General features: G+C 59.1%; 37 protein-coding genes. 6 read left to right on the top strand and 31 right to left on the bottom strand.

Annotated features, from left to right (window positions below):
- Positions 1 to 12: 12 nt before the first annotated feature.
- Together NXF97_RS05985 and NXF97_RS05990 are read right to left on the bottom strand one after the other, a co-directional pair.
- Positions 13 to 1,281 (bottom strand): transketolase C-terminal domain-containing protein, encoded by a 1,269-nt coding sequence (locus NXF97_RS05985; RefSeq protein WP_274955472.1) that lies wholly within the window; start codon positions 1,279 to 1,281, stop codon positions 13 to 15.
- Between the two features lie 7 nt (positions 1,282 to 1,288).
- Entirely contained in the window at positions 1,289 to 1,852 is a 564-nt protein-coding gene (locus NXF97_RS05990) for a 2-oxoacid:acceptor oxidoreductase family protein (RefSeq protein ID WP_022372939.1), read from the bottom strand.
- Positions 1,853 to 2,149: 297 nt separating this feature from the next.
- On the opposite strand from NXF97_RS05990, the gene NXF97_RS05995 reads away from it, so the two are divergent.
- The gene (locus NXF97_RS05995; RefSeq protein WP_022372940.1) at positions 2,150 to 2,671 is read left to right on the top strand and encodes a DUF3455 domain-containing protein; all 522 of its coding nucleotides are present in this window, start codon (positions 2,150 to 2,152) and stop codon (positions 2,669 to 2,671) included.
- 188 nt (positions 2,672 to 2,859) lie between these two features.
- On the top strand, positions 2,860 to 3,738 hold the full coding sequence (locus NXF97_RS06000) for a DUF1801 domain-containing protein (RefSeq protein ID WP_274955473.1): 879 nt from the start codon (positions 2,860 to 2,862) through the stop codon (positions 3,736 to 3,738).
- A 63-nt stretch (positions 3,739 to 3,801) separates the two neighbouring features.
- On the opposite strand, the gene NXF97_RS10745 is transcribed toward NXF97_RS06000, so the two are convergent.
- Entirely contained in the window at positions 3,802 to 4,452 is a 651-nt protein-coding gene (locus tag NXF97_RS10745; protein WP_022372942.1) for a VOC family protein, read from the bottom strand.
- A gap of 111 nt (positions 4,453 to 4,563) precedes the next feature.
- Between NXF97_RS10745 and NXF97_RS06010 the strand changes: the two genes are divergently transcribed.
- The 4 genes from NXF97_RS06010 (at position 4,564) to galE (ending at position 10,536) form a co-directional block, all read left to right on the top strand.
- Complete coding sequence (locus NXF97_RS06010; protein ID WP_274955474.1) at positions 4,564 to 7,125, top strand: acetate--CoA ligase family protein; 2,562 nt, start codon at positions 4,564 to 4,566, stop codon at positions 7,123 to 7,125.
- 23 nt (positions 7,126 to 7,148) lie between these two features.
- A complete protein-coding gene (locus NXF97_RS06015; protein ID WP_274955475.1) occupies positions 7,149 to 7,910 on the top strand; it encodes an enoyl-CoA hydratase/isomerase family protein in 762 nt (253 codons plus the stop codon).
- Positions 7,911 to 8,217: 307 nt separating this feature from the next.
- Positions 8,218 to 9,495 (top strand): RNA-guided endonuclease IscB, encoded by a 1,278-nt coding sequence (gene iscB, locus NXF97_RS06020; RefSeq protein ID WP_274955476.1) that lies wholly within the window; start codon positions 8,218 to 8,220, stop codon positions 9,493 to 9,495.
- 27 nt (positions 9,496 to 9,522) lie between these two features.
- Positions 9,523 to 10,536 (top strand): UDP-glucose 4-epimerase GalE, encoded by a 1,014-nt coding sequence (galE, locus tag NXF97_RS06025; protein ID WP_022372945.1) that lies wholly within the window; start codon positions 9,523 to 9,525, stop codon positions 10,534 to 10,536.
- Between the two features lie 126 nt (positions 10,537 to 10,662).
- Here the strand turns inward: galE and rplQ are convergent, their stop codons facing one another.
- From rplQ to rpsJ, 28 genes are all read right to left on the bottom strand, one after another.
- Complete coding sequence (gene rplQ, locus NXF97_RS06030; RefSeq protein WP_022372946.1) at positions 10,663 to 11,082, bottom strand: 50S ribosomal protein L17; 420 nt, start codon at positions 11,080 to 11,082, stop codon at positions 10,663 to 10,665.
- A 167-nt stretch (positions 11,083 to 11,249) separates the two neighbouring features.
- A complete protein-coding gene (locus NXF97_RS06035) occupies positions 11,250 to 12,245 on the bottom strand; it encodes a DNA-directed RNA polymerase subunit alpha (RefSeq protein ID WP_022372947.1) in 996 nt (331 codons plus the stop codon).
- A gap of 228 nt (positions 12,246 to 12,473) precedes the next feature.
- On the bottom strand, positions 12,474 to 13,100 hold the full coding sequence (rpsD, locus tag NXF97_RS06040; protein ID WP_274955477.1) for a 30S ribosomal protein S4: 627 nt from the start codon (positions 13,098 to 13,100) through the stop codon (positions 12,474 to 12,476).
- 105 nt (positions 13,101 to 13,205) lie between these two features.
- On the bottom strand, positions 13,206 to 13,604 hold the full coding sequence (rpsK, locus tag NXF97_RS06045) for a 30S ribosomal protein S11 (protein ID WP_022372949.1): 399 nt from the start codon (positions 13,602 to 13,604) through the stop codon (positions 13,206 to 13,208).
- A gap of 16 nt (positions 13,605 to 13,620) precedes the next feature.
- Positions 13,621 to 13,986 (bottom strand): 30S ribosomal protein S13, encoded by a 366-nt coding sequence (rpsM, locus tag NXF97_RS06050; RefSeq protein ID WP_022372950.1) that lies wholly within the window; start codon positions 13,984 to 13,986, stop codon positions 13,621 to 13,623.
- A gap of 13 nt (positions 13,987 to 13,999) precedes the next feature.
- Complete coding sequence (rpmJ, locus tag NXF97_RS06055) at positions 14,000 to 14,113, bottom strand: 50S ribosomal protein L36 (RefSeq protein WP_074008629.1); 114 nt, start codon at positions 14,111 to 14,113, stop codon at positions 14,000 to 14,002.
- 339 nt (positions 14,114 to 14,452) lie between these two features.
- Complete coding sequence (gene secY, locus NXF97_RS06060; RefSeq protein ID WP_022372952.1) at positions 14,453 to 15,778, bottom strand: preprotein translocase subunit SecY; 1,326 nt, start codon at positions 15,776 to 15,778, stop codon at positions 14,453 to 14,455.
- Positions 15,779 to 15,835: 57 nt separating this feature from the next.
- A complete protein-coding gene (gene rplO, locus NXF97_RS06065) occupies positions 15,836 to 16,270 on the bottom strand; it encodes a 50S ribosomal protein L15 (RefSeq protein WP_022372953.1) in 435 nt (144 codons plus the stop codon).
- Positions 16,271 to 16,287: 17 nt separating this feature from the next.
- Entirely contained in the window at positions 16,288 to 16,470 is a 183-nt protein-coding gene (gene rpmD / locus NXF97_RS06070) for a 50S ribosomal protein L30 (RefSeq protein WP_022372954.1), read from the bottom strand.
- 20 nt (positions 16,471 to 16,490) lie between these two features.
- Entirely contained in the window at positions 16,491 to 17,009 is a 519-nt protein-coding gene (gene rpsE / locus NXF97_RS06075; protein ID WP_022372955.1) for a 30S ribosomal protein S5, read from the bottom strand.
- Positions 17,010 to 17,024: 15 nt separating this feature from the next.
- Entirely contained in the window at positions 17,025 to 17,390 is a 366-nt protein-coding gene (gene rplR / locus NXF97_RS06080; protein WP_074008628.1) for a 50S ribosomal protein L18, read from the bottom strand.
- Between the two features lie 20 nt (positions 17,391 to 17,410).
- Positions 17,411 to 17,944 carry a 50S ribosomal protein L6 gene (gene rplF / locus NXF97_RS06085; protein ID WP_074008617.1) on the bottom strand — a complete coding sequence of 178 codons (534 nt, stop codon included), beginning with the start codon at positions 17,942 to 17,944 and terminating at the stop codon, positions 17,411 to 17,413.
- Between the two features lie 16 nt (positions 17,945 to 17,960).
- Positions 17,961 to 18,356 carry a 30S ribosomal protein S8 gene (gene rpsH, locus NXF97_RS06090; protein ID WP_022372958.1) on the bottom strand — a complete coding sequence of 132 codons (396 nt, stop codon included), beginning with the start codon at positions 18,354 to 18,356 and terminating at the stop codon, positions 17,961 to 17,963.
- Between the two features lie 17 nt (positions 18,357 to 18,373).
- Entirely contained in the window at positions 18,374 to 18,679 is a 306-nt protein-coding gene (gene rpsN, locus NXF97_RS06095) for a 30S ribosomal protein S14 (RefSeq protein ID WP_022372959.1), read from the bottom strand.
- 20 nt (positions 18,680 to 18,699) lie between these two features.
- A complete protein-coding gene (rplE, locus tag NXF97_RS06100; RefSeq protein ID WP_022372960.1) occupies positions 18,700 to 19,239 on the bottom strand; it encodes a 50S ribosomal protein L5 in 540 nt (179 codons plus the stop codon).
- Positions 19,240 to 19,251: 12 nt separating this feature from the next.
- Positions 19,252 to 19,572 (bottom strand): 50S ribosomal protein L24, encoded by a 321-nt coding sequence (gene rplX / locus NXF97_RS06105; protein ID WP_022372961.1) that lies wholly within the window; start codon positions 19,570 to 19,572, stop codon positions 19,252 to 19,254.
- 13 nt (positions 19,573 to 19,585) lie between these two features.
- Positions 19,586 to 19,954, bottom strand: a complete 369-nt coding sequence (rplN, locus tag NXF97_RS06110; RefSeq protein ID WP_022372962.1) for a 50S ribosomal protein L14 — start codon at positions 19,952 to 19,954, stop codon at positions 19,586 to 19,588.
- Between the two features lie 249 nt (positions 19,955 to 20,203).
- Positions 20,204 to 20,482 (bottom strand): 30S ribosomal protein S17, encoded by a 279-nt coding sequence (gene rpsQ, locus NXF97_RS06115; protein WP_022372963.1) that lies wholly within the window; start codon positions 20,480 to 20,482, stop codon positions 20,204 to 20,206.
- A complete protein-coding gene (gene rpmC, locus NXF97_RS06120; protein WP_274955478.1) occupies positions 20,479 to 20,673 on the bottom strand; it encodes a 50S ribosomal protein L29 in 195 nt (64 codons plus the stop codon). The genes rpsQ and rpmC overlap by 4 nt, the downstream gene beginning before the upstream one ends.
- 10 nt (positions 20,674 to 20,683) lie before the next feature.
- Positions 20,684 to 21,100, bottom strand: a complete 417-nt coding sequence (gene rplP, locus NXF97_RS06125; protein ID WP_022372965.1) for a 50S ribosomal protein L16 — start codon at positions 21,098 to 21,100, stop codon at positions 20,684 to 20,686.
- Positions 21,101 to 21,103: 3 nt separating this feature from the next.
- On the bottom strand, positions 21,104 to 21,907 hold the full coding sequence (rpsC, locus tag NXF97_RS06130; protein WP_274955479.1) for a 30S ribosomal protein S3: 804 nt from the start codon (positions 21,905 to 21,907) through the stop codon (positions 21,104 to 21,106).
- Positions 21,908 to 21,921: 14 nt separating this feature from the next.
- Positions 21,922 to 22,251 carry a 50S ribosomal protein L22 gene (gene rplV / locus NXF97_RS06135; RefSeq protein ID WP_022372967.1) on the bottom strand — a complete coding sequence of 110 codons (330 nt, stop codon included), beginning with the start codon at positions 22,249 to 22,251 and terminating at the stop codon, positions 21,922 to 21,924.
- A gap of 5 nt (positions 22,252 to 22,256) precedes the next feature.
- Entirely contained in the window at positions 22,257 to 22,538 is a 282-nt protein-coding gene (gene rpsS / locus NXF97_RS06140; protein WP_022372968.1) for a 30S ribosomal protein S19, read from the bottom strand.
- A 12-nt stretch (positions 22,539 to 22,550) separates the two neighbouring features.
- Positions 22,551 to 23,378, bottom strand: a complete 828-nt coding sequence (gene rplB / locus NXF97_RS06145; RefSeq protein ID WP_074008615.1) for a 50S ribosomal protein L2 — start codon at positions 23,376 to 23,378, stop codon at positions 22,551 to 22,553.
- Complete coding sequence (rplW, locus tag NXF97_RS06150; protein WP_022372970.1) at positions 23,379 to 23,678, bottom strand: 50S ribosomal protein L23; 300 nt, start codon at positions 23,676 to 23,678, stop codon at positions 23,379 to 23,381.
- Positions 23,675 to 24,298, bottom strand: coding sequence for a 50S ribosomal protein L4 (rplD, locus tag NXF97_RS06155; protein ID WP_022372971.1), 624 nt, complete (start codon positions 24,296 to 24,298; stop codon positions 23,675 to 23,677). Before rplD ends, rplW begins: the two co-directional genes overlap by 4 nt.
- Positions 24,299 to 24,311: 13 nt before the next feature.
- Entirely contained in the window at positions 24,312 to 24,956 is a 645-nt protein-coding gene (gene rplC, locus NXF97_RS06160; RefSeq protein ID WP_022372972.1) for a 50S ribosomal protein L3, read from the bottom strand.
- 201 nt (positions 24,957 to 25,157) lie between these two features.
- Positions 25,158 to 25,469 (bottom strand): 30S ribosomal protein S10, encoded by a 312-nt coding sequence (gene rpsJ / locus NXF97_RS06165; RefSeq protein ID WP_022372973.1) that lies wholly within the window; start codon positions 25,467 to 25,469, stop codon positions 25,158 to 25,160.
- Between the last annotated feature and the right edge of the window lie 70 nt (positions 25,470 to 25,539).

A 25,539-nucleotide genomic window follows, 5' to 3' on the forward strand; every position in this document is an offset into this window, starting at 1 on the left:
TGTCGGCTCCCCTTAAAAGCCGCCGCGCTGCGGCGAACTCTTTTCCATCATGACGGCGTCGCGCACGAGCGCCTCGGGCAAGGGCCCCGTTTTACGGGCCGCCTTTTCGCGCGCGAGCTGGCGGTTTACGAGTTCCATGTCTAGATCCATGAAACTTAACCGCGGGAGCGTCCCCTCGAGCGCCTTCCTGAAGACCTCTTTAAGCGACTTTTTCGTGATCGCACGTCCCCCGAGGCCCGCAATCACACAGTACTCTTCAACGGAGAGGCCTTCCAAGGCCACCATCACGTCGCGGCTTAAAACGCCGCCCGAGCCCACCGCGAGCGTTCGTTCCACGACAACAACGCGCTTCGCTCCCTTAAGCGCTTCGCGCACCGCGGCCACCGGGAAGGGCCGGAAGCACTTCACAGCCACAACGCCGATTTTGACGCCCGCGTCTCTGAGCTCGTCCACCGTATCCTTGATGGTGCCCACACACGACCCCATCGCCACAACCGCGAGTTCGGCGTCTTCCATGCGGTAGGAACTCACGAGGCCCCCGGAATCGCGCCCGAAGACACTCTTAAATTCCTGCTGCACCTGAGGGATGAGGTCAAGTGCCTGCAGGTGCTTGACGTGCGCGAGATAGCGCACCTCGGTAAAGGCCTCCGGCCCCACCATGGCGCCGATCGAAACGGGATTGTCGGGATCGAGTTCCTGCCGCGGCTGATAGGGCGGGAGAAACCGGTCGACGTCTTCCTGACTCGGGATGTCAATGCGCTCAAAGGCGTGCGTGAGGACAAAGCCGTCCATGCAGACCATCACCGGAAGCGAGAGCTCTTCGGCAATCCGGAAGGCCTCGATATGCACGTCGCAGGCTTCCTGGTTGTTTTCAGCGTAAATCTGAATCCAGCCGCTGTCGCGCTGGCTCATCGCGTCGGAATGATCGTTCCAGATGTTGATCGGAGCTCCGATTGCGCGGTTCGCCACGGTCATCACAATCGGAAGCCCCAGGCCCGAAGCGTTATAGACGGCTTCCACCATGTAAAGAAGCCCCTGGCTTGCGGTGGCCGTGTAGGCTCTGGCGCCTGCGACACTCGCGCCGATCGCCACACTCATCGCGGCAAATTCGCTTTCGACGTTGATGTACTCGCAGTTTTCAATCTGCCCCTTGCGGGTGAGGTTGCCGAGCGCTTCAACAATATGCGTCTGCGGGGAAATCGGATAAGCGCAGATCACTTCCGGGCGGCACAGCGCCACGGCCTGGGCCACGCCCTGACTGCCTTCAATCTGTTTGAGCATCGCGGGGTTACTCCTTCTTCGTAAGCCACTCATAGGCGGCAGCGGCAATCTGAGCGTTTGCTTCCGCAATCTTTCCGCCAAAGCGCGCGCTGTAGGCGGCCTGGACGTTTTCCAGTTTCAGAGCCCCCGTCATCGCGGCAAAGCCCGCAAGCATCGCAGCTCCCGGCAGCGGCCGGCCGATTTTTTCCAGGGCAAAGCGCGTTGCGGGCACCGTTTTCACGTGCCCCGCGGGAAGCCGGGCGATGAGTTCAGTAAGTCCCATCGCTTCGGGTTCGGCCGAAGCGTTGATCAGAACGTAGCCCTCGGGCGAAATACCCGAAAAAACATCAATGCTTTCCAAAAGCGTTTTGTCCTGCACGAGCACGACGTCGGGCTCGGAAATGGGTTCTCTCAGACGGATTTCTTTTTCGTCGATGCGGCAGAAGGCCGTCACCGGCGCGCCGGTGCGTTCCGAGCCGAAACTCGGAAAGGCCTGAGCCCAGTGGCCTTCGGTGAAGGCTGCGACACTGAGCATTTCAGCCGCGGTCACCACGCCCTGGCCACCGCGGCCATGGATACGGATCTGATACACAGCTTCTCTCCTGAAGTGTTGACGGCCGCGGCCTTTCACGCAAGCGAAACGCCCCTGCCGCCCCTGTCGGCTTCACGTGAAACCGCAGGGTATTAATGAGGTCCGCGCGGGCTGATACGCTCTGCCCGCTCTTTGTTGCGTCAGACAATAGCGACTTTTCAAATTGTTCGCATCATCCGAGTGAAGCAGTCTGTAGGCGCGCTCTATGCGCGCAAGTGCCGCCCTTCGCTCATACAATGGCGGGTACTGCCGGGATGCTCCCCGCTTTTTTCCCCGTTTTTCCGGGATTTATCTGCCATGACCTTTCGTTTGTTTCTGCCCGCTTTGTCCGTGCTCAGCGCTTTAACGCTCACCGGCTGCTCCGCCCTTGACGCCCTCATGGGCCCCGGGGCCATCGACCCCAAGGACACAAGTGCCGAAAAAGCGCTGGTTCTTTACGGCACGGGCGTGCAGAAATTTCAGTGCACCGCCGACACTCAGGGCCTCTGGTGGCGCTTTATCACGCCGGAAGTGACCCTCAGAGACGAAAAGGGCCGCAAAGTGGCAGCCCAGGGCGCGGACTTCACGTTTTCCGCACCCGACAAAAGCCGGCTTGCCGCCAAAGTGGAAAGCTGGACGGAAGGCAAAACCAAGCATGACCTTAAGGGGCTTCTCTTTGCCGTACGGCCCGCGGGCAATTTAAAGGGCATTCTGTCGCACTACCGCTGGGTTAAGCGCGACGAAGCCAAAGGCGGCATTCCCGTGTCGGCCTGCACCCGCAACAGCCTCGGGGCCGTTTTGGCCGTGCGCTTCAGTGCCCGCTATACCTTTTACCGTTAATTCCGGACCGCCGCAAGAAAAACAGACGAAATTCCCATAGCAATCAACGATCAGAGAAGAAAAAACTAAGCAAACAAGGCGCACTTCCTGTAAAATAACATGGTTTTTTCCGCCTTTGTAAAGCCTTCTGTGTCGACACAGAGGCGGAAATATCTGTTTGTCTCAAAGAAAAAGGGAGGGAAGGCATCATGGTGGGAGCTACGGTTCTGGGGGTATTCCTGCAAAGCCTGCCGCCTGACCGCCGCGTTGCCATGGCCCGTGTGGCAAGCCTCATCCGCCGCGCCGCCCGCGGTGTTCGTGAGAGCAAGCGTTTCGGCCTGGTCTTTTATGAATTAAATGGCGGTCCGCTCTTTGCGCTTGAATCGCGCGAAAAATCCCTGACGCTGTATGTGGCGGAAAATTCCGTGATCGAGCCGTTTGTCGCGACGATCAAGGGGTTTGACGCCGAACACAGTCTGATTAACTTCACCGACCTCAACCGTCTGCCGCTGCCCGATATTGAAAAGCTGGTGCGCGCGAGCGTTGTGGCGCGCCGCAATCGCGGTTCGACCCCGTCGGAAACGGAGCTGCTGCAGCTCTGGGGCGTGAAGGAAGAAAACGCCGCGGTGGCGCCCCCGATCGTGCGCATTTCCATGCGCACGCAGGAAGAAGCAGCGGCCGAAGAAGCCGCCAAGGAAGAAGCAGCCCGCAAGGCCGCTGAAATCAAGCGCATTCTCAAACCCACAAAGCCCGAAAAGAGCCTTGTGAAAAAGCGCGCTGAATCCAAGGCCGCCGCCCTGCAGCTTAAAAAAGAAACCGCCAAAAAGACGGCTTCCCGGGTAAAGGCCCCGGCCATTAAACCCGAAGTCAAGGCTGTAGTGGAAAAAGCTGTCGCGAAGGCCGCGGAAAAGACCGAAAAGAAGGCGGTTGCCAAAACCGCTGAAAAGAAAACCGCAGCAAAGCCCGCTGCCGCCAAAAAAGCGCCTGTAAAAAAGACGGCTGAGAAAAAGACGACGGTCAAAAAGGCAGCGGAGAAAAAGCCCGCAGCCAAAAAACCGGCCGCAAAGAAAACGGCCGCGAAAAAGTAAAACCGGCTGAAAAGCGATATCTGACGGCGGAAAGTCTCCGGGCTTTCCGCCGTTTTTTTGGACTCAATCGTCCTCGGCTTCAACCGCAAGCTCAATGAGGTTGCCGTCGGGATCGCGCACGTAGACGGACGTAAGCGGAAAGTAGGCCCCCGTACGACGCACCGGCCCCTCTTCCACGCTAATGCCGCAGGCTTTCAGGTGCGCCACCGTTTCTTCGGGGGTTTTGTTCACCAGAAAGCAGAGATCGCTGCTTCCGGCCTGCGGGGTTTTTGCGCGCGGCAGAATCGGCTCTCCTGCCGCTTCATGCAGATTGATTTTGCCGCCCGCAAAAAGAAGGGCTTTGCGGCCTGCACCGAACGTCACCGCCTTCATGCCGAGCGCTTTGCTGTAAAAGGCGATGCTTGCATCCAAGTCAGCGACCGTAAGTACGATGTGATCCGTCTTTAAAACAGCAAAGTCTTCAGCCGGACGCGTTTGGGCTTTCTGTTCGGCATAGTCCGAGGTGATCGAAGCCACAAGCCGCGTGTACTCCTCACGAAACTGTTTTTCGGTGCAGCCCATCAAAACGGCATCATCCATGGCATCCTGCAGCATCGCGCGGATTTCCTGCCAGTTCTCGTTTAACACCTTCACCTTTTCGGTGCACGCGACCGTCGTGCCGTCGGCACGGTACCACTCGCTCGGCGCCTCGCCGCAGGAAACTCTCTGCCTCATGGAATAAACCTCGTATTGCCTTTGAGAGCGATTATGACACCGGAAGCCCGCTGCAGGCGCGTTAAACTTGAGGTTTCAGGTATTTTGCCTTCCGCATTGTCCAGTAGTCTCATGTCCGTCACGCATCGTCTTGCCTCCGCCTTTATTCCGACCCGTGTTGCCGTTGTGGGCGCGAGCGACCGGGAGGGAAGCCGCGGACGTGCGGTCTGGTCGGGCGTCATGAACAGCCGCCGGGTGCTCGAAGCCTATCCCGTCAACCCCAAGTACAAGTACATCGGGCTTACACCCTGCTGGGCCGGCTTACGCGACCTCCCGCATACGCCGGAGCTCTGTGTCATCGCCACGCCCTCTGCGCGCGTTGAGTCTGTGCTCAAAGACTGTGCCGCGCTCGGCATTGCCAACGTGCTTGTAACGCCCGGCGAAGGCACCTGGACCGAAGACCGTCTCTGGCAGGATAAGCTCGCTCAGACCGCCCGTGAGCGCGGCATTCACCTGATCGGCCCGGATTCCGTCGGGATCATGCGCCCGGATATCGGGCTTAATGTGAGTTACATCCCGAAACTTGCCGCCGCCGGCCCCGTGGGACTTGTCTGTCAGTCCGCAGCGCTCACGGCTGCCGTGCTTGATTATGCGGCCGAAGCCGGGTTCGGCTTTTCTTCCGTCATCAGTTCGGGGGCGGAGGCCGCAACGGGACTGGACGAAATCGTGGATTTTCTCGCGGCCGACGCCAAAACCGAAATCATTGCACTTCAAATTCTCACGGTGCGGCATCCGCGGCGCCTGATGTCGGCCCTCAAAGCCGCCGCCCGCGTCAAACCTGTCATTATTCTGCCGCCCGGGGTAAGCCCCACCGCAGGCCGCCTTTCTGCGGCACGGCTCGGCACGCCGTCCGCGGACCCCGCGGTTTTTGCCGCGGCCGTTGCGCGCACGGGAGCAGCGTGCGCCGAAAGCCTCGAAGACTTCTGCGCCGCGCTCGGGCTTCTCGCGTTCGGGATTCTTCCCAAGGGAAGCCGCACGGCCTGCGCGGGTAACGGCCTCGGGGTTGTAAACCTCACCGCCGACGCCGTCACACAGGCCGGGCTCATCCCCGCGCAGCTCTCCCGGAGCACTCATACGGCGCTTACGGCGCTCACGCAGTCGCCCGTTTTAATGAACGACCCCTCGGACCTCGGGCCCGAAGCCGCAGGAACCCTTGTGCGTGATGCCGCGCGGGTGATTTTGGCCGACCCGTCGGCCGATGCGCTTATCGTATCGCTTTCCCCCATGACCGCCGCCCGCGAATCTGAGGCACCGGCCCTGTTGGCTGAGGTCACCCGGGAAGCGGGCAAACCCCTTTTGGTCTGCCGCACAGGCGGCACCGACGTCAATTTCCGCGATGCCTGCCGCGAAAGCGGCCTCATTGCCTTTACGAGCGCCCGGGCTGCGGCTTCAGCGCTTGCGCTTGCCCTTCAAAGCGTTACCCGCACGGGTGAATCCCGTACCGCGGAAGGCCCCGAAACAGAAACGCCCGCAGACACAGCCCAAGCCGCCGCTGCGCTTGAAAACGCGCGGCGCGCACACCGCCTCGTTTTAACCGAAAGCGAGTGCGCGGCGCTTCTTGCCGCTTTCGGCATCCGCGGCGCACAGGGCGCCTTTGCCGCAACCGCGCAGGAAGCTTCGGCCGCAGCGCACACGATCGGCTTTCCGGTGGCGGTCAAACTGAGCGCCGACGGCATTGCCCACAAAACGGACGCGGGCGGCGTCATTCTCAATTTAAGAAGCGAAGCCGGTGTCGCCGAAGCGTTTGAAACACTGAAACGGCACTGTGCGGAAAAAGCCCCCTACGCACGGTTGCGCGGCGTATGGGTGGAGCGGATGGTCGATACCGCCAACGCCCGTGAGGTCGCGGTGGACTACATCACCGATCCGGTTTTAGGGCCCGTGATTACGCTCGGGGCCGGGGGCTTGGCCGGAAGCCTCATCCGCGACAAGGTGATTCTCATACCACCCGTGACGCAGGCGCAGGCCCGCGAAAGCATCCGGCGCTCGCCGGTTGCCGCCCTCTTGCGGGGCTGCCGTGGCATGCCGCCCGCCGATGAAAAAAGCCTTGCGGAGACCCTCATGCGGCTCTCGCGCCTTGCGGAAGCGCTTCCGGCGCTTGCCGAACTCAAGCTCTCCCCCGCGGCCGTGGACGACAAGGGCCTCACGGTGCTTGATGCCTCGGGGGCCCTATGCGGCCGGCCTGTTACGGCTGAACCTGATGCCCGGCACATGCTCTTTGCCCCGTATCCTGCGTACCTTGAAACGTCCGTGAGGCTTTCGGCCGGTGCACTCATCGTGCGCGGCGTCAAGCCCTCTGACCAACAGGCGCTTGCCGCTTTTACCGCACAGTTAAGTGCCCAAGACCGGGCGGCGCTTCTGGCGGGCGACCCCGCCACCGGCGATCTCGCCGACATCGACTGGGACCGCGAGTGCCTTTTGATCGCCGCTGACGACAGCCGTGTGGCCCCGGCACTGCACGCCGTGCTCAGAATCACGCAGACCCCGGGAAAAGATCCCGCAGTGGTCTGCATCACGGACCGCAGCTACCGGGAGGATTCGGGACTCACGCGGACACTGGCAGCCGCAGCCGCCCGCTGGGCGCAGACTGTCGGCGTTGCGGTTCCGAAAACGGCAGCCGGCTCCATTCTCTGATTCTTTTTTAAGACCCAAACATCATGCCCATTCTCACGACCTTTCACGACAACGTCCTGCAGCTTGAAATTTCGCGCCCCGAAAAGCGCAACACGCTTGATAAAACAATGCTTGAAAGTCTCACGGAGGCGTTTACCCGCGCTGATGCGGACGAGACGGTGCGCGCCGTGTTTCTGCACGCGCAGCCCGGCATTTTCTGCGCCGGGGGCGACTTAAAGGAGCAGCTTACGGACTTAAGCGCCGACAGCACCACGCCCACGGGACGCTTTATTGAGGCGCTCAAAAACTGCCGCAAACCGGTCGTGGCCTGCGTGGCGGGCCCTGCCGTGGGTCTGGGCGTGACGATGCTTTACTACTGTGACCTCGTCTACGCCTCGGCGTCAAGCCTTTTTTCCCTGCCCTTTACCGCGCTGGGCCTGACGCCCCGCTACGGCGCAAGCCTTCTCGCGCTTTTAAACGCCGGGTACCATAAGGCCGCGGAAAAGATTCTTTTGTCCGAACCGATCAGCGCCAACGAAGCGCTTGCAATGCGCCTGGTGAGCGCCGTCTACGCCGACGAAGACGTCTTTGTCCAGGCCGACGCCCGCGTGCGGCGCCTCGCGCTCATGTCGCCCGCGGCCGTGCAGGGTGCCAAAAAGCTTTTGCAAAGCGCCTGGAGCACGCGGCTTGCCGACATCACCCGCGAAGAAGCCGGCCTTTTCGCAGTCACAAGTAAAACGCCCGAAGCACAGGAAGCCTGCGCGGCGTTTCTCGAAGGCCGGATGCCGAGCTTTAAAGCGCATTAAACGCGCGTTACGGGAGCGCAGAATGTCAACTACCCCTGACTGAAGTCAGAGGCTTGGCAACAAGTCTTGGTTGACTAGCCTCAGTCCGTTTTCGGACGGACTCCGTTGGTTGGGAATCCGTTCCGTCGCAAGACGGGACGCAAACAGGCACCGCGGGATGTCGATCCTAGTCCCGCGCTCTGCGGTCTGCGGTTAAAAGCTCTGAGAGGTAGGAGCAGTGCTTCAGACAACAAACCCCTTCCAACATTGGCGAAGGATCACCACCGACCGCAAGGTCGAGCAGACGGAGCCCGTGAGGTATCCGTCAATGGAGAACACATTGAAAGTTTTTGTGTTGAATATGCGCGGGCAACCGCTCATGCCGTGCTCCCCGCCCAAGGCGCGTAAGCTCCTTCGGGCCGGGAAGGCCGTGCCTGTGCGCCGAACGCCCTTTGTGATTCAACTGACGGTGCCGACGGGCGAAACCAAGCAGCCGATCACCTTGGGTGTGGATGCGGGCTACAAGCACGTCGGCCTGAGCGCAACGACCGCCAAGGAAGAGTTGTTGGCTTCCGAGGTCGAACTGCGGCAGGACGTGACGGGCTTGCTCTCGAATCGCTTGGCACTTCGCCGCGCCCGACGCAACCGCAAGACCCGCTGCCGTGCGCCGCGTTTTGATAATCGCGTTCGATCGAAGCACAAGGGTTGGCTTGCGCCGTCCGTGGAGAACCGCATTCAGGCGCACATATCGCGCATTGAAGCGGTTTGCCGAGTGCTTCCGATCACCAAAATCGTGATTGAAACCGCATCCTTCGACATTCAGAAGATCAAAAACCCGGAGATTGAAGGCGAAGGCTATCAGCAGGGCGAGCAGCTTGGCTTTTGGAACGTGCGCGAATATGTGCTGTTCCGCGACGGTCACGTTTGCCAAGCCTGCAAAGGCAGATCGAAAGATCTGATTCTCAACGTGCATCACATTGAGAGTCGGAAAACGGGAGGCGACGCGCCGGGCAACCTCATCACGCTCTGTGAGGCGTGCCACAAGGCGTATCACGCAGGCAAGTTGAAGCAGTTCAGTCCCCGGCGCGGCGCTTCTTTCAGGACAGAGACTTTCATGGGCATCATGCGTTGGACGGTGCTCAACCGCCTGCGCGAGCGCCATCCCGAATTGCCTGTCATGAATACCTACGGGTATCTGACCAAACACAAGCGCATCGTCGCGGGCTTGCCAAAGACCCATTGCGCGGACGCTTTCTGCATTGCTGGCGTCCTCGACGCAAAACGTCGGGGCGAATACCTGTTTCAGAAACAGACGCGCCGCCACAATCGCCAGATCCACAAGCTGACGATTCTCAAAGGCCGTGTGCGCAAGCGCCATCAGGCTCCGTACCTAGTGCACGGCTTCAGGCTCTTTGACAAGGTGCTGTGCAAAGGGGAAGTCGGCTTTATTTTTGGCAGACGCTCCTCGGGTGCATTCGATGTGCGCCGTCTGGACAGTACAAAGATTTCTGCCGGTATTTCCTACAAGAAACTTTCGCTTCTTGAGAAGCGAAAGATGTTTTTAACTGAACTGAGAAAGGAGGGCTGCGATTCCTCCCGCGTCTGAAGACGCGGGTTTCCTCGCGGAATTTCTATGAACATACTGCTCACGGGCGGAACGGGCTTTATCGGCTCGCACACCGCCGTTGAACTCATCACGCGCGGCCACAAGGCGGTGCTCTACGACAACCTCTGCAATTCAGATGCCGCTGTCGTTGACGCCCTGGAAAAAATAACGGGCAAGCGCCCCCTTCTTGTCGTGGGCGACATCCGCGACACGGAAAAGCTGCAGGCGGTGCTCATTGCGGAAAAAATCGACGTCGTCATTCACTTTGCGGGCCTCAAAGCCGTGGGTGAGAGCTGCGTCAAGCCCCTGGAGTACTACGACAACAACGTCGGGGGCACGGTGTCGCTTTTAAAAGCGATGCATGCGGCAGGCGTCACCCGCATCATCTTTTCCTCGTCTTCCACCGTCTACGGCACGCCGCAGTACCTGCCCTTAACGGAAGAACATCCCGTCGGGGGCGTCACCAACCCCTACGGGCGCACCAAGCTTTTTATCGAAGATATTCTCAAAGACGTCTGCGCCGCACGGCCTGATTTCACGGCCGTGTGCCTGCGCTACTTCAACCCGATCGGCGCGCACGCTTCGGGCCTGATCGGTGAAAATCCGAACGGCATTCCCAATAACCTCCTGCCCTACGTGGCGCGTGTGGCCTCGGGGCGCTTGGCGCGCGTGGGCGTTTTCGGCAACGACTACCCCACCAAGGACGGCACGGGCGTCAGAGACTACATCCACGTGGTGGATCTCGCCCGCGGGCACGCTCTGGCCTGTGACAAAATCGAAAGCCTCAAAGGCTGGGAAGCCGTTAACCTCGGTACCGGCACCGGTTACAGCGTGCTTGAGATCATTCACGCCTTTGAAAAGGCCTGCGGTCATCCGATCCCCTATGAGATCAAACCGCGCCGCGCGGGCGACATAGCCGCCAACTGGGCCGATGCGGCCAAAGCCAAGGCGCTTTTAGGATGGCAGGCGCAACTCTCGCTTGACGACATGTGCCGCGACGCCTGGCACTACGAACAGATGCAGGCAGCTGCCGGAAAGTAAAGCCCGTCAGTTACGATACCGGCCGGATGGTTCTCCTCGGAATCACCGGCCGTTTTTTTTTTCGGGCAGAAAAAAGCCGGCACTGTTATGACGCAGTACCGGCTGCAGACCAAAAGTCAGAAAGACTTATTCAGCCTTCTTGGCTTCAGCAGCGGGAGCCGCTTCGGTCTTCACTTCTTCAGCAACTTCAGCGCGTTCCGTGAGTTCGACATAAGCCATCGGGGCATTGTCGCCGGCACGGAAGCCCATCTTCAGAATGCGGGTGTAGCCGCCGTTGCGCTTCGCGAAACGCGGGCCCAGAACTTCGAAGAGCTTGGTGACCATTTCGCGGTCACGCAGACGGTTGAAGGCGATGCGGCGGTTGGCAACAGACGGGGTCTTGGCGAGCGTGATAAGGGGCTCGACAACACGACGCAGTTCCTTGGCCTTGGGAAGCGTGGTCTTGATGGCTTCGTGACGCAGCAGCGAGTTGCTCATGTTGCGGAGCATCGCGAGGCGATGAGCGCTGGTGCGGTTGAGCTTACGATAGCCGGAATGATGACGCATGATGTTTATCCTTAAAAAGTCTTCGGCCTCAGAGTTCAGAATTGAACCGGGCCCCCGGCTCTTCTATCCGCGGACATAAATTGTCCGCAGCGGGCGGGTTGGGTTAAAAATGAAAGTCCCGAAGTCTACACCGAAAGTGCGGACTTCGGGGACATTTCCGTTAAAAATTAGTGCTCGAGATTGACGGGCGGCCAGTTTTCCAAGCGCATGCCGAGCGTAAGACCGTGAGCGGCGAGCACTTCCTTGATTTCGTTCAGGGACTTGCGGCCGAGGTTCGGGGTCTTGAGCAGTTCGTTTTCCGTGCGCTGGATCAGATCGCCGATGTAGTAAATATTTTCGGCCTTGAGGCAGTTGGCGGAACGCACCGTGAGTTCCAGATCGTCCACAGGACGCATGAGGATCGGATCCAGAGGCGGCGTCTTGTCTTCTTCGATGCCCTTCACGGGTTCGGCATCCGTGCGGATGGAGCCGAAGACAGAAAGCTGATCCTGCAGGATGTAGACGGCTTCTTTGAGAGCGTCTTCCGGAGAGATCACGCCGTTTGTTTCAATCGTCATCTCGAGCTTATCGAGGTCGGTACGCTGCGCAACGCGCGCTGCCGACACGGCGTACGCCACACGGCGCACGGGCGAGAAGCTCGCATCCATCACGATGCGGCCCAGGGTGTGCTTGCTGTAGTCGTCGCGGAAAGCACGCATGTCGCCGGGCTGATAGCCGCGGCCGGCTTCCACGTGAACCTGCATGTCGAGTTTGCCGCCGGAGAGGTTGGCGATGACGTGGTCGGGATTCAAAACCGTGACGTCGTGCGGAAGTTCAAAGTCAGCCGCGGTGACAACGCCGGTGCCGGACTTCTGCAGACGCAGATTCACATCCTGACGGCCGCCTTCGAGCTTGAAGATGACGCCTTTGAGGTTGAGAAGAATATCCACAACGTCTTCAATGACGCCGTCGATCTGGGAGTACTCGTGCACGACGCCGACGATGCTCGCCTCCGTGGGAGCGTAGCCCACCATGGAGGCCAGAAGGATGCGGCGCAGGGCGTTGCCGAGCGTGTGGCCGTAGCCGCGTTCAAACGGCTCAAGCGTGATGACGGCAAGGTTGGGGTTCTTCTCGTCGACAACGGCTTCAATCGTCGTCGGCTTCAGGAGCGTGGTGTTTGCCATGTGATGTTTTTCCTATTCAATACCCTCGGCTCGTTACACCGATAAGGCTGACTACAGCTGAAAACTGTATAGAAAAATCCGGGGAAATGAAATTGAGAACGTCCGGCACCCCGGAAAGGGCCGGACGTACTGTGTGTTTTTTCCGCAGGCCGGACACCTGCGCGGCTCTCAGAAGCACTGCAGCGCGCACTACACGCTGACTGCCCGAGAGCCGGTACATCAACCAGATTAACGCGAGTAAAGTTCGACGACCAACGCTTCGTTGATGTCGTGAGCAATTTCGTCGCGTGCGGGCGTGGCCTTGAACGTGCCTTCCATCTTGGCTGCATCAACGCTCACCCAGGACGGGAAGCCGTTCTGACCGGCGAGTTCCAGGGCTTCGATGATGCGCGTCTGCTTCTTGGCGCCTTCGCGCACGGAGATGACGTCGCCCGGTTTGACGGCGTAAGAGGGAATATTCACCTTCTTGCCGTTCACGAGGATCGCGCAGTGGCTCACGAGCTGGCGTGCTTCAGCACGCGTGCTGCCGAAACCCATGCGGTAGACGACGTTGTCAAGGCGGCATTCCAGAAGCGTGAGCAACACTTCACCGGTGTTGCCGGTGCGGCGGTTGGCTTCAGCGTAGTAACGGCGGAACTGACGTTCGAGAACGCCGTAGGTGCGCTTCACCTTCTGCTTTTCACGCAGCTGCGTGCCGTAGTCGGAGAGACGCTGACCGGAAATCTTGCCATGCTGGCCGGGCTTGACTTCTGCATCCTTGACCTTGGAGTCAAAGGAACGGCGTGCGCTCTTCAGATTGAGGTCGTAACCCTCGCGGCGCGAGAGCTTCAACTTGGGACCGAGATATCGTGCCATTTTTTTATGTTACCTCTTCTATCCTGCGGCGTTGACCGCATTCAGTTCGCGTTCGACGAGGAAAGCGCGAACGCAGGATACGAAAATTTGTGAATTAACTGTCGGTTAGACGCGGCGACGCTTGCTGGGACGCACACCGTTGTGAGGAACGGGGGTGACGTCCTGGATGCTCGTGACGCGGATGCCGAGAGCGTTCAGAGCGCGCACGCTCGATTCACGGCCGGGGCCGGGACCTTCGATGCGCACTTCAATGTTCTTCAGACCGTATTCCTGAGCCTTCTTGCCGGCGTGTTCGGCGGCAACCTGAGCGGCAAAGGGCGTGGACTTACGGGAGCCCTTGAAGCCCTGAGCACCGGCCGAGGAAGCGGCAACGGCGTTGCCCTGACGGTCCGTGATCGTGATGATCGTGTTGTTGAAGGATGCATGCACGTGGGCGATGCCTTCGGTCACGACCTTCTTCACCTTCTTGCGGGCACGAACGGCCTGCTGAGTCTTGGGAGCCATAACTATCCTTCAGTGATTATTTCTTAAGCGTGACGCCAACCTTGCGCGGGCCCTTGCGGGTACGGGCATTGGTGCGGGTACGCTGACCGCGCACGGGCAGGCCGCGGCGGTGACGGAAGCCGCGGTAGGTACCCAGGTCGATCAGACGCTTGATGGAAAGCTGGATTTCACGGCGCAGGTCACCTTCAACGGTGAACTTGCCGACGGCGTCACGGATCTTTTCCAGTTCCGCGTCGCTCAGATCCTTCACTTTCTTGGAATATTCGATGCCGCAGGAATCCAAAATATCCTGAGCACGCGAACGGCCGATGCCGTAGATGGCAGTCAGACCGATAACGGCGTGCTGATTCGGCGGAATGTTAATACCGGCGATACGAGCCATTTTTTTACCTCAATTAGCCTTGACGCTGCTTGTGACGCGGGTCTTCGCAGATCACACGCACAACACCTTTGCGCTTGATGATCTTGCACTTGCGGCACATTCTTTTGACCGAAGCGTTAACCTTCATTTTCATCTCCGACTCCCTCGTGCCGTTCTGGTTGGGCGGCCTTCGGGAGCATTAGTCAGTGTCCGACTGGCGGAAAGGGCGAGATTTTACCTTATTTTCCTGAAAAAACAAGTCCCGCAGAGGTTTACCGGATGCCGCTGCGCGTAGTGCCCGCAACGCCTTCCACAACCTGTGGGACCTGAAACAATCCTCAGCGCAAAATTTTGCGTGCGGATGCCTCGTTTTTTCTGCCGGTCTTTCAGGGCCGCCGCCTCTTCCGCTTTCAGTGTTTTTCCTGAAGCGGTCTCCGGCATGCGGCCCGGGACCCTGTGTTTAATTACGGCGGACCGTTAACCTGAGTTAGGCGCGGCCACCAAAGCCCTTGAAGTTGGTCTTCTTGAGCAAATTCTCATACTGGTGCGACATCATGTAGGCCTGAACCTGGCTCATGAAGTCCATCGTCACAACGACCACGATCAGCAGCGAGGTGCCGCCGAAGTAGAAAGGCACGTTGAAACGCAGATTCAGGAATTCAGGCACAAGGCACACAAATGTCAGATACGCGGCACCGCCCAACGTCAGACGCACGAGCACCTTATCGATGTAACGCGCCGTCTGCTCACCCGGACGGATACCGGGCACAAACGCACCGCTTTTCTTCAGATTCTCAGCCGTTTCCTTCGGATTGAAAACAAGAGCCGTGTAGAAAAAGGCAAAGAAAATGATGAGCGCGGCATAAAGAAGCGTGTAAAGCGGCTGCCCGGGGCTTAGTGCTGCTGCAAGGTCACGGATCCAGCGCGTGGAATCACCGCTCGTGAACCAGCCCGCCAGCGTTGCCGGGAACAAAATCAGCGAAGACGCAAAGATCGGGGGAATCACACCCGACATATTGATCTTCAGCGGCAGATAGGAAGCCTGTCCACCGTAAATCTTGTTACCGATCTGACGCCGTGCATAGTTCACGGTGATGCGGCGCTGACCGCGTTCGATGAACACCACGAAAGCCGTGACGAGCACAACAACGGCGATCACAAAAATCGCGGCAAGGGGCGAAATGGCACCGGTGCTCACAAGCTGGAACAGTCCGCTTGCCGCACTCGGCAGCCCGGCCACAATACCGGCGAAGATGATGATGGAAATACCGTTGCCGAGACCGCGCTCGGTGATCTGCTCACCGAGCCACATCAGAAACATCGTTCCGGTCACCAGGCTCACGGCACAGGTGAAGCGGAACATGAAGCCCGGCGCGAGAACAAGCCCGGCCTGGCTTTCCAGAGCAACTGCAATACCGACCGCCTGGAAGAACCCGAGCAGCAGCGTGCCGTAGCGCGTGTACTGGGTAATCTTGCGGCGGCCGGATTCGCCTTCTTTACGCAACGCTTCAAGACTCGGCAGCACGTACGACAGCATCTGCATGATAATCGCTGCAGAGATGTAGGGCATGATGCCGAGAGCGAACACCGAGAAGCGCGAGAGTGCGCCCCCGGAGAACATGTTGAACAGCCCGAGAATGCCGCCCTTCTGCTCATCAAAGAGCTGACGCAGCATGTCGGGATCAATACCCGGAACCGGCACGTGAGCACCGATTCGGTACACAATCAGAGCCAACAGCAGAAAGATCAGGCGGTTTTTGAGGTCGCCGTACTTTGCCAGCCCTGTCGGTTTGTTGCTGGGGCTATTCGCCACGTCGATGTCCTAAAGCGTTATTAAAGTCGGAAAAAGTCGGTTCAGGGGAAGCTGAAGTTATTCAGCAACCGAACCACCCGCCGCTTCGATAGCTGCCTTAGCACCCTTGGTGACCTTAAGACCGCGGACAGTCACCTTGCGGGTGAGCTTGCCGGCGGCGATCACGCGGGCGTCCTGAGTCAGACCATCGGCGAGACCGGCCTGGCGCAGAGCGGCCAGATCGATTTCATCAACGGGAAGCTTTTCGAGATCCGACAGACGGATCACTTCAACGAACTTGTGGGTAAGCGAAGTGAAGCCGCGCTTCGGAAGACGACGATGCAGAGGCATCTGGCCGCCCTCGAACCCGACCTTGTGGAAACCACCGGCACGGGACTTCTGACCCTTGTGGCCGCGGCCGGCGGTCTTGCCCCAGCCCGAACCCACGCCGCGACCGACACGGTGCGCGGCGCTCTTGCTGCCCTCAGCGGGCTTCAGAGTATTCAAACGCATGTCTGTAATTCCTTCGATCATTCGGCACGCACTAAGAAGGCGACCTTGGTGATCATACCGCGCACGGCGGGCGTGTCTTCGAGTTCACGCGTCTGGTGAAGCTTCTTCAGACCAAGTCCGAGCAGCGTAGCGCGCTGCTTTTCATTGGTGCCGATCGGGCTTTTCACGAGCGTGACTTTGACTGTCTTTTTGTCTGCCATTTTGCTCAGTCCTCAGCACATTAGGCCGTCAGCTCTTCAACGGTCTTACCGCGTTTGGCGGCGATATCAGCCGGAGAACGCAGGTTTTCAAGAGCGTTGATTGTCGCGCGGACGATGTTGTAGGGATTCGTGGAACCGTAAGCCTTAGCCAGCACGTTACGGATGCCGACGGCGTCCATCATGGCGCGCATCGGGCCGCCGGCGATGACACCGGTACCTTCAACGGCGGGCATGAGGATCACGCGGCTGGCGCCGTGACGGCCTTCAACAGCGTGATAGATCGTGCCGTTCTTCAACGGAACCTTGATCATGGACTTGCGGGCGCGTTCCATGGCCTTGGAAACGGAAGCCGGAACTTCGCGGCTCTTGCCCGTACCCATGCCGATGGAACCGTCGCCGTCGCCGGCCACGGTCAGAGCAGCAAACGCCATAATGCGGCCGCCCTTGACAACCTTGGTGACGCGGTTAACCGCAATCATCTTCTCGCGAATGCCGTCATCAATTTCTTCGGCGGCGTTCTTCTTATCAACCTTAGCCATAAGCCTCGATTCCTATTAGAACTTGAGGCCGGCTTCGCGCGCGGCCTCGGCCAGCGCGGCAACGCGGCCGTGGTAACGATAACCGGAACGGTCAAAAGCGCAGGATTCGATACCGGCGGCCTTTGCCTTCTCTGCCAGACGGGCGCCGACAATCTTCGCAGCAGCGATGTTGCCGCCCGTCTTGCCATCAGCAGCGAGCTTGGCGCGGACTTCGGCTTCGAGCGTGGAAGCAGAAACGAGCACGCGGTCGCCCTCGGGAGCGATGATGGTGGCGTAAATGTGCAGGTTGGTGCGGTGCACCGTCAAACGATTGACCTTCTGCAGCTTGATGCGGGCGCGAGTGGCACCGGCGCGGCGCAGACGGTTTTCCTTCTTGTTGATCATAGTCTCACGTCCCCGCTTTACTTCTTCTTGGTTTCCTTGATGACGACATGTTCGTCGGCATAACGGATGCCCTTGCCCTTATAGGGTTCCGGGGCACGATAGCTGCGGACGACGGCAGCGGTCTGACCGACCTTCTGCTTGTCGGCGCCCGAGATGATGATCTCGGTCTGGCTCGGCGTTGCAACCTTGACGCCGGCGGGCATCTGGTGCACAACGGGGTGCGAGAAGCCAATCTGAAGATTGAGCTTGTCACCCTGAGCCTGGGCACGATAGCCCACGCCCACGAGCGTGAGCTTCTTTTCAAAGCCCACGGTAACGCCCTTGTTCATGTCGTTGACGAGGGCACGCATCGTGCCCATGTTGGCGTTGGATTCACGGGTTTCATTCAACTGCGTGAAGTGCACAACACCGTCCTTGATGTCGACGCCGACCATGGGAAGAACGTGCATCGTCACTTCGCCCTTGGGGCCCTTGACGATGATGTTGCCGTCGACGATCTTGCAGTCGACGCCCTTACCCAGGTGAACGGGAAGCTTACCAATACGACTCATATTGTTCTCCCCTCAATTAAGCGACGTAGCACAGAACTTCGCCGCCGATGCCTTCGGAGCGGGCCTTGCGGTCGGTCATCACACCCTTGGGGGTGGAAACGATCGCGATGCCCAGGCCGTTCATCACCTGCGGGATGGAACCGTGGTTCTTGTAGATACGAAGTCCGGGACGAGACACACGTTCAATGCGTTCGATCACGGGACGGCCGTCATAGTACTTCAAGCCGATATGCAGTTCAGACTTGCCTTCGTTGCTCACAACGGAGAAACCGTCGATGTAGCCTTCGTCCTTAAGCACCGTGGCAATGGCCACCTTGAGCTTGGAGCTCGGCATCACAACTTCAGTCTTGTCGACGATCTGCCCGTTGCGGATACGGGTCAGCATATCGGCGATCGGATCACTCATACTCATTTAGTAATCTCCTCGCTTTACCAGCTGGCCTTAACAAGGCCGGGAATGTCACCGCGCATGGCCGCATCACGGATCATGCCGCGGGCCAGACCGAATTTACGGAACGTACCGCGCGGACGGCCGGTGAGGCCGCAGCGGTTGCGCAGGCGCACGGGGCTCGCATCACGCGGAAGCGTCTGGAGCTTGGCGCGCGCAGCCAGACGTTCTTCCATCGGGCGGGCAGCGTCGTTAATAATCGCCTTCAGTTCGGCGCGCTTAGCCGCAAACTTAGCCACAGTGGCTTCACGCTTGAGTTCGCGGTTGATCAAAGATAACTTTGCCATTTTCCTAGCACCTTCTGGGCTTAATTGCGGAACGGGAAGTGGAAGCCCGCGAGAAGCGCCTTGGCTTCTTCATCGGTCTTGGCCGTCGTCGTAATGGAAATGTTCATACCACGGATTGCATCAATCTTGTCGTATTCGATTTCCGGGAAAATGATCTGTTCTTTGAGGCCGATGTTGTAGTTGCCGCGGCCGTCAAAGGCACGGCCCGACACACCGCGGAAGTCGCGGACGCGCGGGAAGGCAATGGTCACCAGGCGGTCAAGGAAGTCATACATACGTTCGCCGCGCAGGGTCACCTTGCAGCCGATGGGCATGTCTTCGCGGATCTTGAAGTTCGCGATGGCCTTACGGGTACGGGTGACGGCAGGCTTCTGGCCGGCGATCTTGGTCATATCGGCAACAGCGTTGTCGACCATCTTCTTATCGTTCACGGCTTCACCGACACCCATGTTGAGGGTGATCTTGGTGATGCGGGGAACCTGCATGATCGTCTTGTAGCCGAACTTCTTGGTGAGTTCGGGAACAACAACGTCGTTGTAGAGAGTGTGAAAACGACTCATCGTCCGGACTCCTTACGCCTTGGCGCCGACCTGGGCGCCGTTGCTTTTGAACACGCGGACCTTCTTGCCGTCGACAACCTTAAAGCCGACGCGGTCGCCCTTACCGGTTGCGGGATTGACGAGCATCACATTGGAGTGGTCAATCGGCAAAACCTTATCAACGATGCCGCCTTCAACGCCGGTCATCGGATTGGGACGAACGTGCTTCTTGGCAACGTTGACGCCTTCAACGGTCACATGGTTTTCATCGACGCGGGAGAGGACGACGCCCTTCTTACCCTTGTCCTTGCCGGCGATGACGATGACTTCGTCACCTTTACGGATGCGTTGCATCTTGTCGGCCTCCTTAAATCACTTCGGGAGCGAGAGACACGATCTTCATGAACTTCTCGGTACGCAGTTCGCGCGTGACCGGTCCGAAGATACGGGTGCCCACAGGCTCGAGCTTCGAGTTGAGCAAAACAACGGCGTTGCCGTCAAAACGGACGAGAGAGCCGTCGGCACGACGCACGCCTTTGGCGGTGCGGACCACAACAGCGTTGTAGACCTCACCCTTCTTGACGCGACCGCGCGGGGCAGCTTCTTTTACCGTCACCTTGATGACGTCACCGATGTTTGCATAGCGGCGCTTGGAGCCGCCCAACACCTTAAAACACATTACTGAACGCGCACCGGTGTTATCGGCGACGTCCAGTCTGCTTTGCATCTGAATCATGGCTACGTAATTTCCAACTTATTCCGTGAAGTCACGGATAGTATTGGTCCCGTACGGGAGAAAGACCACACCGTACCCCTGCTTCCGAGAAACACCGCCGTCACTGCAGTCTGGCGGGCAGAAACACTGGTCCGGATGATCCGGAAAATGCGACGAAAAGGCCGACCTTGCGGTCGGCTTTTTCGCAGGCCCGCAAGTATAGCCGAAAATCCGGCTTACTTGCAAGCAGTTTTTGAAAACGCAGTCGGCTTAGATGACGACGGCCTTTTCGATCACGCGGGTGACCTTCCAGGACTTGGTCTTGGAGATCGGACGGGACTCAGCGATTTCCACCTTGTCACCGATACCGCAGGTGTTGCTTTCGTCGTGCGCATGGTACTTCTTGTTCTGCACGATGTACTTGCCGTAGAGAGGATGCTTGACGCGGCGTTCCACGAGGACCGTCACAGTCTTATCCATCTTGTCGCTCGTGACCGTACCGACGAGAGTACGGGTGAGCGCCTTGGTTTCAACGTTATTTTCCGTCATTTCGCGGCCGCCTTCTGAGCGAGAACCGTGCGAACGCGCGCAATGTCACGGCGCGTCGTGCGCAGCTGGTTCGAGTTCTGGAGCTGCTGAGTGGCCTTCTGAACACGCAACTTGAAGTGTGCGTGCAGCAGGTCATTCAGTTCCTTGTTAAGCGCAGCCTCATCCATGGCGCGCAGTTCTTTTGCCTTCATGTCCGTCTCCTTACATGCCGATCTGGCGGACAACGAACTTCGTCTTCAGAGGAAGCTTTGCGGCAGCAAGGGCAAAGGCCTCGCGAGCAAGGTTCTCGTCAACGCCGTCCATTTCATAGAGCACGCGGCCCGGCTGGACCAGCGCAACCCAGTATTCAGGGTTACCCTTACCGTTACCCATACGGACTTCGGCGGGTTTGCTCGAAATGGGCTTGTCCGGAAACACACGGATCCACACACGGCCGCCGCGCTTGATGTGGCGCGTCAGAGCACGACGTGCAGCTTCGATCTGACGGGCCGTCAGGCGACCGCGTTCGATAACCTTGAGACCAAAGTCACCGAACGAAACGTTCGCGCCGCGCTGAGCCAGACCGTAGTTGCGACCCTTCTGGTCCTTACGGTACTTGGTACGATTCGGTTGCAGCATCGATTATTCTCCGTCTTTGTTAGCTTCGGCAGCTGCAGGAGCAGCGGCCTTGCGGCTGCGGCGGGCGGCGGGTTTGCCCTCGCCTTCAGCGCCTTCGGCCTTACGGGGACGGCGGCTCGGACGACGACGGCGGTCTTCACGGTCGGCAGGAGCCGGAGCCGCTTCAACAGCCTCATCACGGCCGAGGTTGTCACCCTTGTAGACCCACACCTTCACGCCGATCACGCCGTACGTGGTATTGGCTTCGGAAAAACCGTAGTCAATGTTGGCACGCAGCGTCTGAAGCGGAACGCGGCCTTCGCGGTACCATTCGGTACGGGCGATTTCGGCGCCGTTTAAGCGGCCAGCGCTCATGATCTTGATGCCCTTGGCACCGAGACGCATGGCGTTCTGCATCGAGCGCTTCATGGCGCGGCGGAACATCACGCGCTTTTCAAGCTGCTGGGTGATGCCGTCGGCGATCAACTGCGCATCGAGCTCAGGACGGCGGACTTCTTCGATGTTGATGTGCACGGGCACACCGACCATCTTCTGAACTTCAGCCTTGAGCTGTTCGATGTCAGCACCCTGCTTGCCGATCACAACACCGGGACGAGCAGAGAAAATCGTGATGCGGGCGTTGTTGGCGGGACGCTCGATCAGGATACGGGAAACGCTCGCAGCCTTGAGCTTCTTCTCAAGGAAGGCGCGGACACGGAGGTCTTCGCCGAGCGTACGGGAAAATTCACGGCCGACCGCGTACCAGCGCGACGTCCAGTTGCGCGTAACGGGAAGGCGGAAGCCGGTAGGATTAATTTTCTGACCCATGGTTCACCTTTACCTTAGTCGCCGACCGTCACAAAGATGTGGCTGGTCTGCTTCGAGATACGCGTACCGCGGCCCTTGGCGCGGGCACCGAAACGGCGCAGCGTCGTGGCCTTTTCCACGTAGATCTTCTTCACGCGCAGATCGTCAATGTCGGCACCGTCGTTGTGCTCGGCGTTGGCGATGGCAGATTCGAGCGCCTTCTTGATGATGACGGCAGCGCGCTTCTGCGTGAACGTGAGGATGTTGAGGGCCTTGTCCACGGGCTTACCGCGAACGAGGTCTGCAACCAAACGGCCCTTCTGAGCCGAGAGGCGAACACCACGGACAATTGCAGTAGTTTCCATTTACATTACCCCTTGACCTTCTTGTCGGCGCTCACAGCGTGACCGTGGAAGGTACGCGTCAGAGCAAATTCGCCGAGCTTGTGGCCGACCATGTTTTCATTGACGTACACAGGTACGTGCTGGCGGCCGTTGTGAACAGCAATCGTCAGACCGATGAATTCGGGGACAATCGTGCTGCGGCGCGACCAGGTCTTGATCGGACGCTTGTCACGACTGGCCTGGGCGGCTTCGACCTTCTTCATGAGAGAACCGTCGACAAACGGTCCTTTCTTTAACGAACGAGACATTACGAGGCCCCCTTACTTGTCATAACGGCGCTGGACGATCATGGAGTCCGTGCGCTTGGAGTTGCGAGTACGGTAACCCTTGGTGAGCTGACCCCAAGGCGTAACAGGCGGACGACCCGTACCGGTACGGCCTTCACCACCGCCGTGCGGATGGTCAACCGGGTTCATCACCTTACCGCGGACGGTCGGACGGATGCCGCGCCAACGGGTGGCACCGGCCTTGCCGAGTTCACGCAGGCTGTTTTCTTCGTTACCGACGGTACCGATCGTGGCACGGCATTCGATAAGAATGCGGCGCACTTCACCGGAACGCAGGCGGACCTGAGCGTAGTCACCTTCGCGGGCGATCAGCTGAGCGAACGCACCGGCGGAACGGACGAGCTGAGCGCCCTTGCCCGGCAGCATTTCGATGCAGTGAATCGTGGTGCCCACAGGGATGTTGCGGAGCGGAAGGGTGTTGCCGACCTTAATCGCAGCTTCCTGACCCGACATGATCGTGTCATTGACCTTCAGGCCCTTGGGAGCAATGATGTAACGGCGTTCGCCGTCGGCATAGCACACCAGAGCAATGTGAGAAGAACGGTTCGGATCGTATTCGATGCGTTCAACGCGGGCGGAGATGCCGTCCTTGTTGCGCAGGAAGTCGATCAGACGGTAGGCACGCTTGGAGCCGCCGCCCTTGTGACGGCACGTAATGTGCCCGTTGTTGTTGCGGCCGGAACCGCGGTTCTTCTTCTCGGTAAGCGCGGCAAAAGGCTTGCCGGTATGCAGACCGGGCGTAACGACCTTCACCATGTGGCGGCGGCCGGCCGACGTCGGTTTGGTTTTGACGAGAGCCATTTACTTCACCTCTTGCGCGAAGTTGATTTCCTGACCCTGAGCGAGGGTGACGTAGGCCTTGCGGACATCGCTGCGCACACCGCCGTTACGGCCGGCACGCTTGACCTTACCCTTCACATTCAGAATCTGAACACCGTCGACCTTGACCTTAAAGAGCAGTTCGACAGCGGCCTTGACTTCCGCCTTCGTGGCACAGGGCACGACGCGGAACGTGTACTGACGGTTCTTTTCGGCGAGCATCGTGCTCTTTTCGGAGATCACGGGGCCGGCAAGCACCTTCAACAGACGATCTTGTTTCATCCCAGCATCTCCTCGATCTTGGCGACCGCATCCTTCGTCACCACGATCTTCTTGTAGTAGATCAGGCTGAGCGGATCGGCGTAGCGCGGCTCCACAACCAGAACGTTCTTGAGGTTGCGGGAAGCCAGGTACAGGTTGTCAGAGACTTCAGCGGTGATCACCATGACGTGTTCAACGGCACCGAGAGCCTTCAGCTTAGCGGCGAAATCCTTCGTCTTCGGGGTTTCGGCGCTGATCGAATCGATCACAACAAGGCGACCGTCGGCAGCGAGCTTGGAAAAGATCGTCTGCATGGCGGCACGATAGGCCTTCTTGTTGATCTTCTGGGTGAAGTTTTCATCCGGCGTATTCGGGAAGGTACGGCCGCCGCCTCTCCACAGGGGAGACGAGCTCATACCGGAGCGGGCACGGCCCGTTCCCTTCTGACGCCAGGGCTTCTTCGTCGTGTGGTGCACGTCGCGGCGGTTAAGCTGCGCACGGGTACCCTGACGAGCGTTGGCCTGGTAGGCAACCACGAGCTGGTGCACCAGGGCTTCGTTGTATTCACGACCGAACACGGTATCGGAAGCGGCAAGCTTTGCCGATTCCTGGCCCTGTTCATTGAGTACATTGAGTTCCATTGATCGCTCCTAATTAGGCCTTGACCGCCGCACGCACGACGACTTCACCGCCCTTGGAACCGGGAACGGCACCGCGGACGAGCAGCAGACCGCGTTCGGCATCGACGCGGGCCACAACCAGGTTCTGCGTCGTACGCTGGGCGTTGCCGAGCTGACCGGCCATACGCTTACCCGGGAAAACACGGCCCGGATCCTGACGGTTACCGATAGAGCCCGGTGCACGGGTCGTCACGGAGTTACCGTGGCTGGCGCGGTTGGACGAGAAGTGGTGGCGCTTGATAACGCCGGCAAAACCCTTACCGATGGTGGTGCCGGTCACGTCGACCTTCTGGCCTTCCGTGAAGATGTCGGCGCCGAGAACAGTGCCGGGCTTGTATTCGGCAACTTTGTCAGCATCGATATGGAACTCTTTCAACACGGCAGCGGCTTCAACGCCAGCCTTGGCGAATTCACCGGCAGCAGCCTTGTTGACGCGCGAGGGCTTTTTCGTGCCGAACGCGACTTGGATTGCATTGTAGCCGTCGGTTTCCACCGTCTTCACACGCGTGACACGGTTACCGGACACATCGAGCACCGTCACGGGGACGGACTTGCCGTCATCCTGGAAGATGCGCGTCATGCCGATCTTGCGGCCGACTAAGCCGAGCTTATCACTCATTTATTTCTCCACCCCGGCTACGATTGGCCGGGACCGTACTTTAAAAAAATCGTTTCACGACGGGAGGTTCGTCTGCAAGTATTCGAACACCGATCGATTGCTTCGGAAGCCAGAAACGACATGAAAAAACGCCGGTCTCCCCTGCTCCTCACCTTCTGCCGAAGAGCCCTGAAGAAACCCTGCGTTTAAAACCTTTTCAGATTACTGCACCTTGATCTTGACGTCGACGCCGGCCGGCAGATCGAGCTTCATGAGCGCGTCCACGGTCTTGTCCGTCGGGTCAATGATGTCCATCAGACGCTGATGGGTGCGGATTTCGAGCTGATCACGGCTCGTCTTGTTGACGTGCGGGGAACGCAGAATGTCGAAACGCTGGATGCGCGTGGGGAGCGGAACCGGTCCGCGGACCACGGCGCCGGTGCGCTTGGCGGTGTCAACGATTTCGAGAGCGGACTGATCGATCAGCTTGTAGTCAAACGCCTTGAGGCGGATGCGGATGCGCTGAGACTGCATTGGATGTATTCCTGAAAAAGAACAGATAAAAGAACTAAGGGGGCGCAGTATATCTGCACCCCCTAAAACT

It is taken from the genome of Duodenibacillus massiliensis, assembly GCF_928721995.1.
GTDB classification, from domain to species: Bacteria; Pseudomonadota; Gammaproteobacteria; order Burkholderiales; family Burkholderiaceae_F; genus Duodenibacillus; species Duodenibacillus massiliensis.

Bases quoted from the DNA above. Each gene is read 5' to 3' on its own strand.
- NXF97_RS05985 (WP_274955472.1), bottom strand. From the start codon at position 1,281: ATGCTCAAACAGATTGAAGGCAGTCAGGGCGTGGCCCAGGCCGTGGCG.
- NXF97_RS05995 (WP_022372940.1), top strand. From the start codon at position 2,150: ATGACCTTTCGTTTGTTTCTGCCCGCTTTGTCCGTGCTCAGCGCTTTA.
- NXF97_RS06000 (WP_274955473.1), top strand. From the start codon at position 2,860: ATGGTGGGAGCTACGGTTCTGGGGGTATTCCTGCAAAGCCTGCCGCCT.
- NXF97_RS10745 (WP_022372942.1), bottom strand. From the start codon at position 4,452: ATGAGGCAGAGAGTTTCCTGCGGCGAGGCGCCGAGCGAGTGGTACCGT.
- NXF97_RS06010 (WP_274955474.1), top strand. From the start codon at position 4,564: ATGTCCGTCACGCATCGTCTTGCCTCCGCCTTTATTCCGACCCGTGTT.
- NXF97_RS06015 (WP_274955475.1), top strand. From the start codon at position 7,149: ATGCCCATTCTCACGACCTTTCACGACAACGTCCTGCAGCTTGAAATT.
- iscB (WP_274955476.1), top strand. From the start codon at position 8,218: ATGGAGAACACATTGAAAGTTTTTGTGTTGAATATGCGCGGGCAACCG.
- galE (WP_022372945.1), top strand. From the start codon at position 9,523: ATGAACATACTGCTCACGGGCGGAACGGGCTTTATCGGCTCGCACACC.
- rplQ (WP_022372946.1), bottom strand. From the start codon at position 11,082: ATGCGTCATCATTCCGGCTATCGTAAGCTCAACCGCACCAGCGCTCAT.
- NXF97_RS06035 (WP_022372947.1), bottom strand. From the start codon at position 12,245: ATGGCAAACACCACGCTCCTGAAGCCGACGACGATTGAAGCCGTTGTC.
- rpsD (WP_274955477.1), bottom strand. From the start codon at position 13,100: ATGGCACGATATCTCGGTCCCAAGTTGAAGCTCTCGCGCCGCGAGGGT.
- rpsK (WP_022372949.1), bottom strand. From the start codon at position 13,604: ATGGCTCCCAAGACTCAGCAGGCCGTTCGTGCCCGCAAGAAGGTGAAG.
- rpsM (WP_022372950.1), bottom strand. From the start codon at position 13,986: ATGGCTCGTATCGCCGGTATTAACATTCCGCCGAATCAGCACGCCGTT.
- rpmJ (WP_074008629.1), bottom strand. From the start codon at position 14,113: ATGAAGGTTAACGCTTCGGTCAAAAGAATGTGCCGCAAGTGCAAGATC.
- rplO (WP_022372953.1), bottom strand. From the start codon at position 16,270: ATGCGTTTGAATACTCTGAAGCCCGCTGAGGGCAGCAAGAGCGCCGCG.
- rpmD (WP_022372954.1), bottom strand. From the start codon at position 16,470: ATGGCAGACAAAAAGACAGTCAAAGTCACGCTCGTGAAAAGCCCGATC.
- rpsE (WP_022372955.1), bottom strand. From the start codon at position 17,009: ATGGCTAAGGTTGATAAGAAGAACGCCGCCGAAGAAATTGATGACGGC.
- rplF (WP_074008617.1), bottom strand. From the start codon at position 17,944: ATGAGTCGTATTGGTAAGCTTCCCGTTCACCTGGGTAAGGGCGTCGAC.
- rpsH (WP_022372958.1), bottom strand. From the start codon at position 18,356: ATGAGTATGAGTGATCCGATCGCCGATATGCTGACCCGTATCCGCAAC.
- rpsN (WP_022372959.1), bottom strand. From the start codon at position 18,679: ATGGCAAAGTTATCTTTGATCAACCGCGAACTCAAGCGTGAAGCCACT.
- rplE (WP_022372960.1), bottom strand. From the start codon at position 19,239: ATGAGTCGTTTTCACACTCTCTACAACGACGTTGTTGTTCCCGAACTC.
- rplX (WP_022372961.1), bottom strand. From the start codon at position 19,572: ATGCAACGCATCCGTAAAGGTGACGAAGTCATCGTCATCGCCGGCAAG.
- rplN (WP_022372962.1), bottom strand. From the start codon at position 19,954: ATGATTCAGATGCAAAGCAGACTGGACGTCGCCGATAACACCGGTGCG.
- rpsQ (WP_022372963.1), bottom strand. From the start codon at position 20,482: ATGACGGAAAATAACGTTGAAACCAAGGCGCTCACCCGTACTCTCGTC.
- rpmC (WP_274955478.1), bottom strand. From the start codon at position 20,673: ATGAAGGCAAAAGAACTGCGCGCCATGGATGAGGCTGCGCTTAACAAG.
- rplP (WP_022372965.1), bottom strand. From the start codon at position 21,100: ATGCTGCAACCGAATCGTACCAAGTACCGTAAGGACCAGAAGGGTCGC.
- rpsC (WP_274955479.1), bottom strand. From the start codon at position 21,907: ATGGGTCAGAAAATTAATCCTACCGGCTTCCGCCTTCCCGTTACGCGC.
- rplV (WP_022372967.1), bottom strand. From the start codon at position 22,251: ATGGAAACTACTGCAATTGTCCGTGGTGTTCGCCTCTCGGCTCAGAAG.
- rpsS (WP_022372968.1), bottom strand. From the start codon at position 22,538: ATGTCTCGTTCGTTAAAGAAAGGACCGTTTGTCGACGGTTCTCTCATG.
- rplB (WP_074008615.1), bottom strand. From the start codon at position 23,378: ATGGCTCTCGTCAAAACCAAACCGACGTCGGCCGGCCGCCGCCACATG.
- rplW (WP_022372970.1), bottom strand. From the start codon at position 23,678: ATGAAACAAGATCGTCTGTTGAAGGTGCTTGCCGGCCCCGTGATCTCC.
- rplD (WP_022372971.1), bottom strand. From the start codon at position 24,298: ATGGAACTCAATGTACTCAATGAACAGGGCCAGGAATCGGCAAAGCTT.
- rplC (WP_022372972.1), bottom strand. From the start codon at position 24,956: ATGAGTGATAAGCTCGGCTTAGTCGGCCGCAAGATCGGCATGACGCGC.
- rpsJ (WP_022372973.1), bottom strand. From the start codon at position 25,469: ATGCAGTCTCAGCGCATCCGCATCCGCCTCAAGGCGTTTGACTACAAG.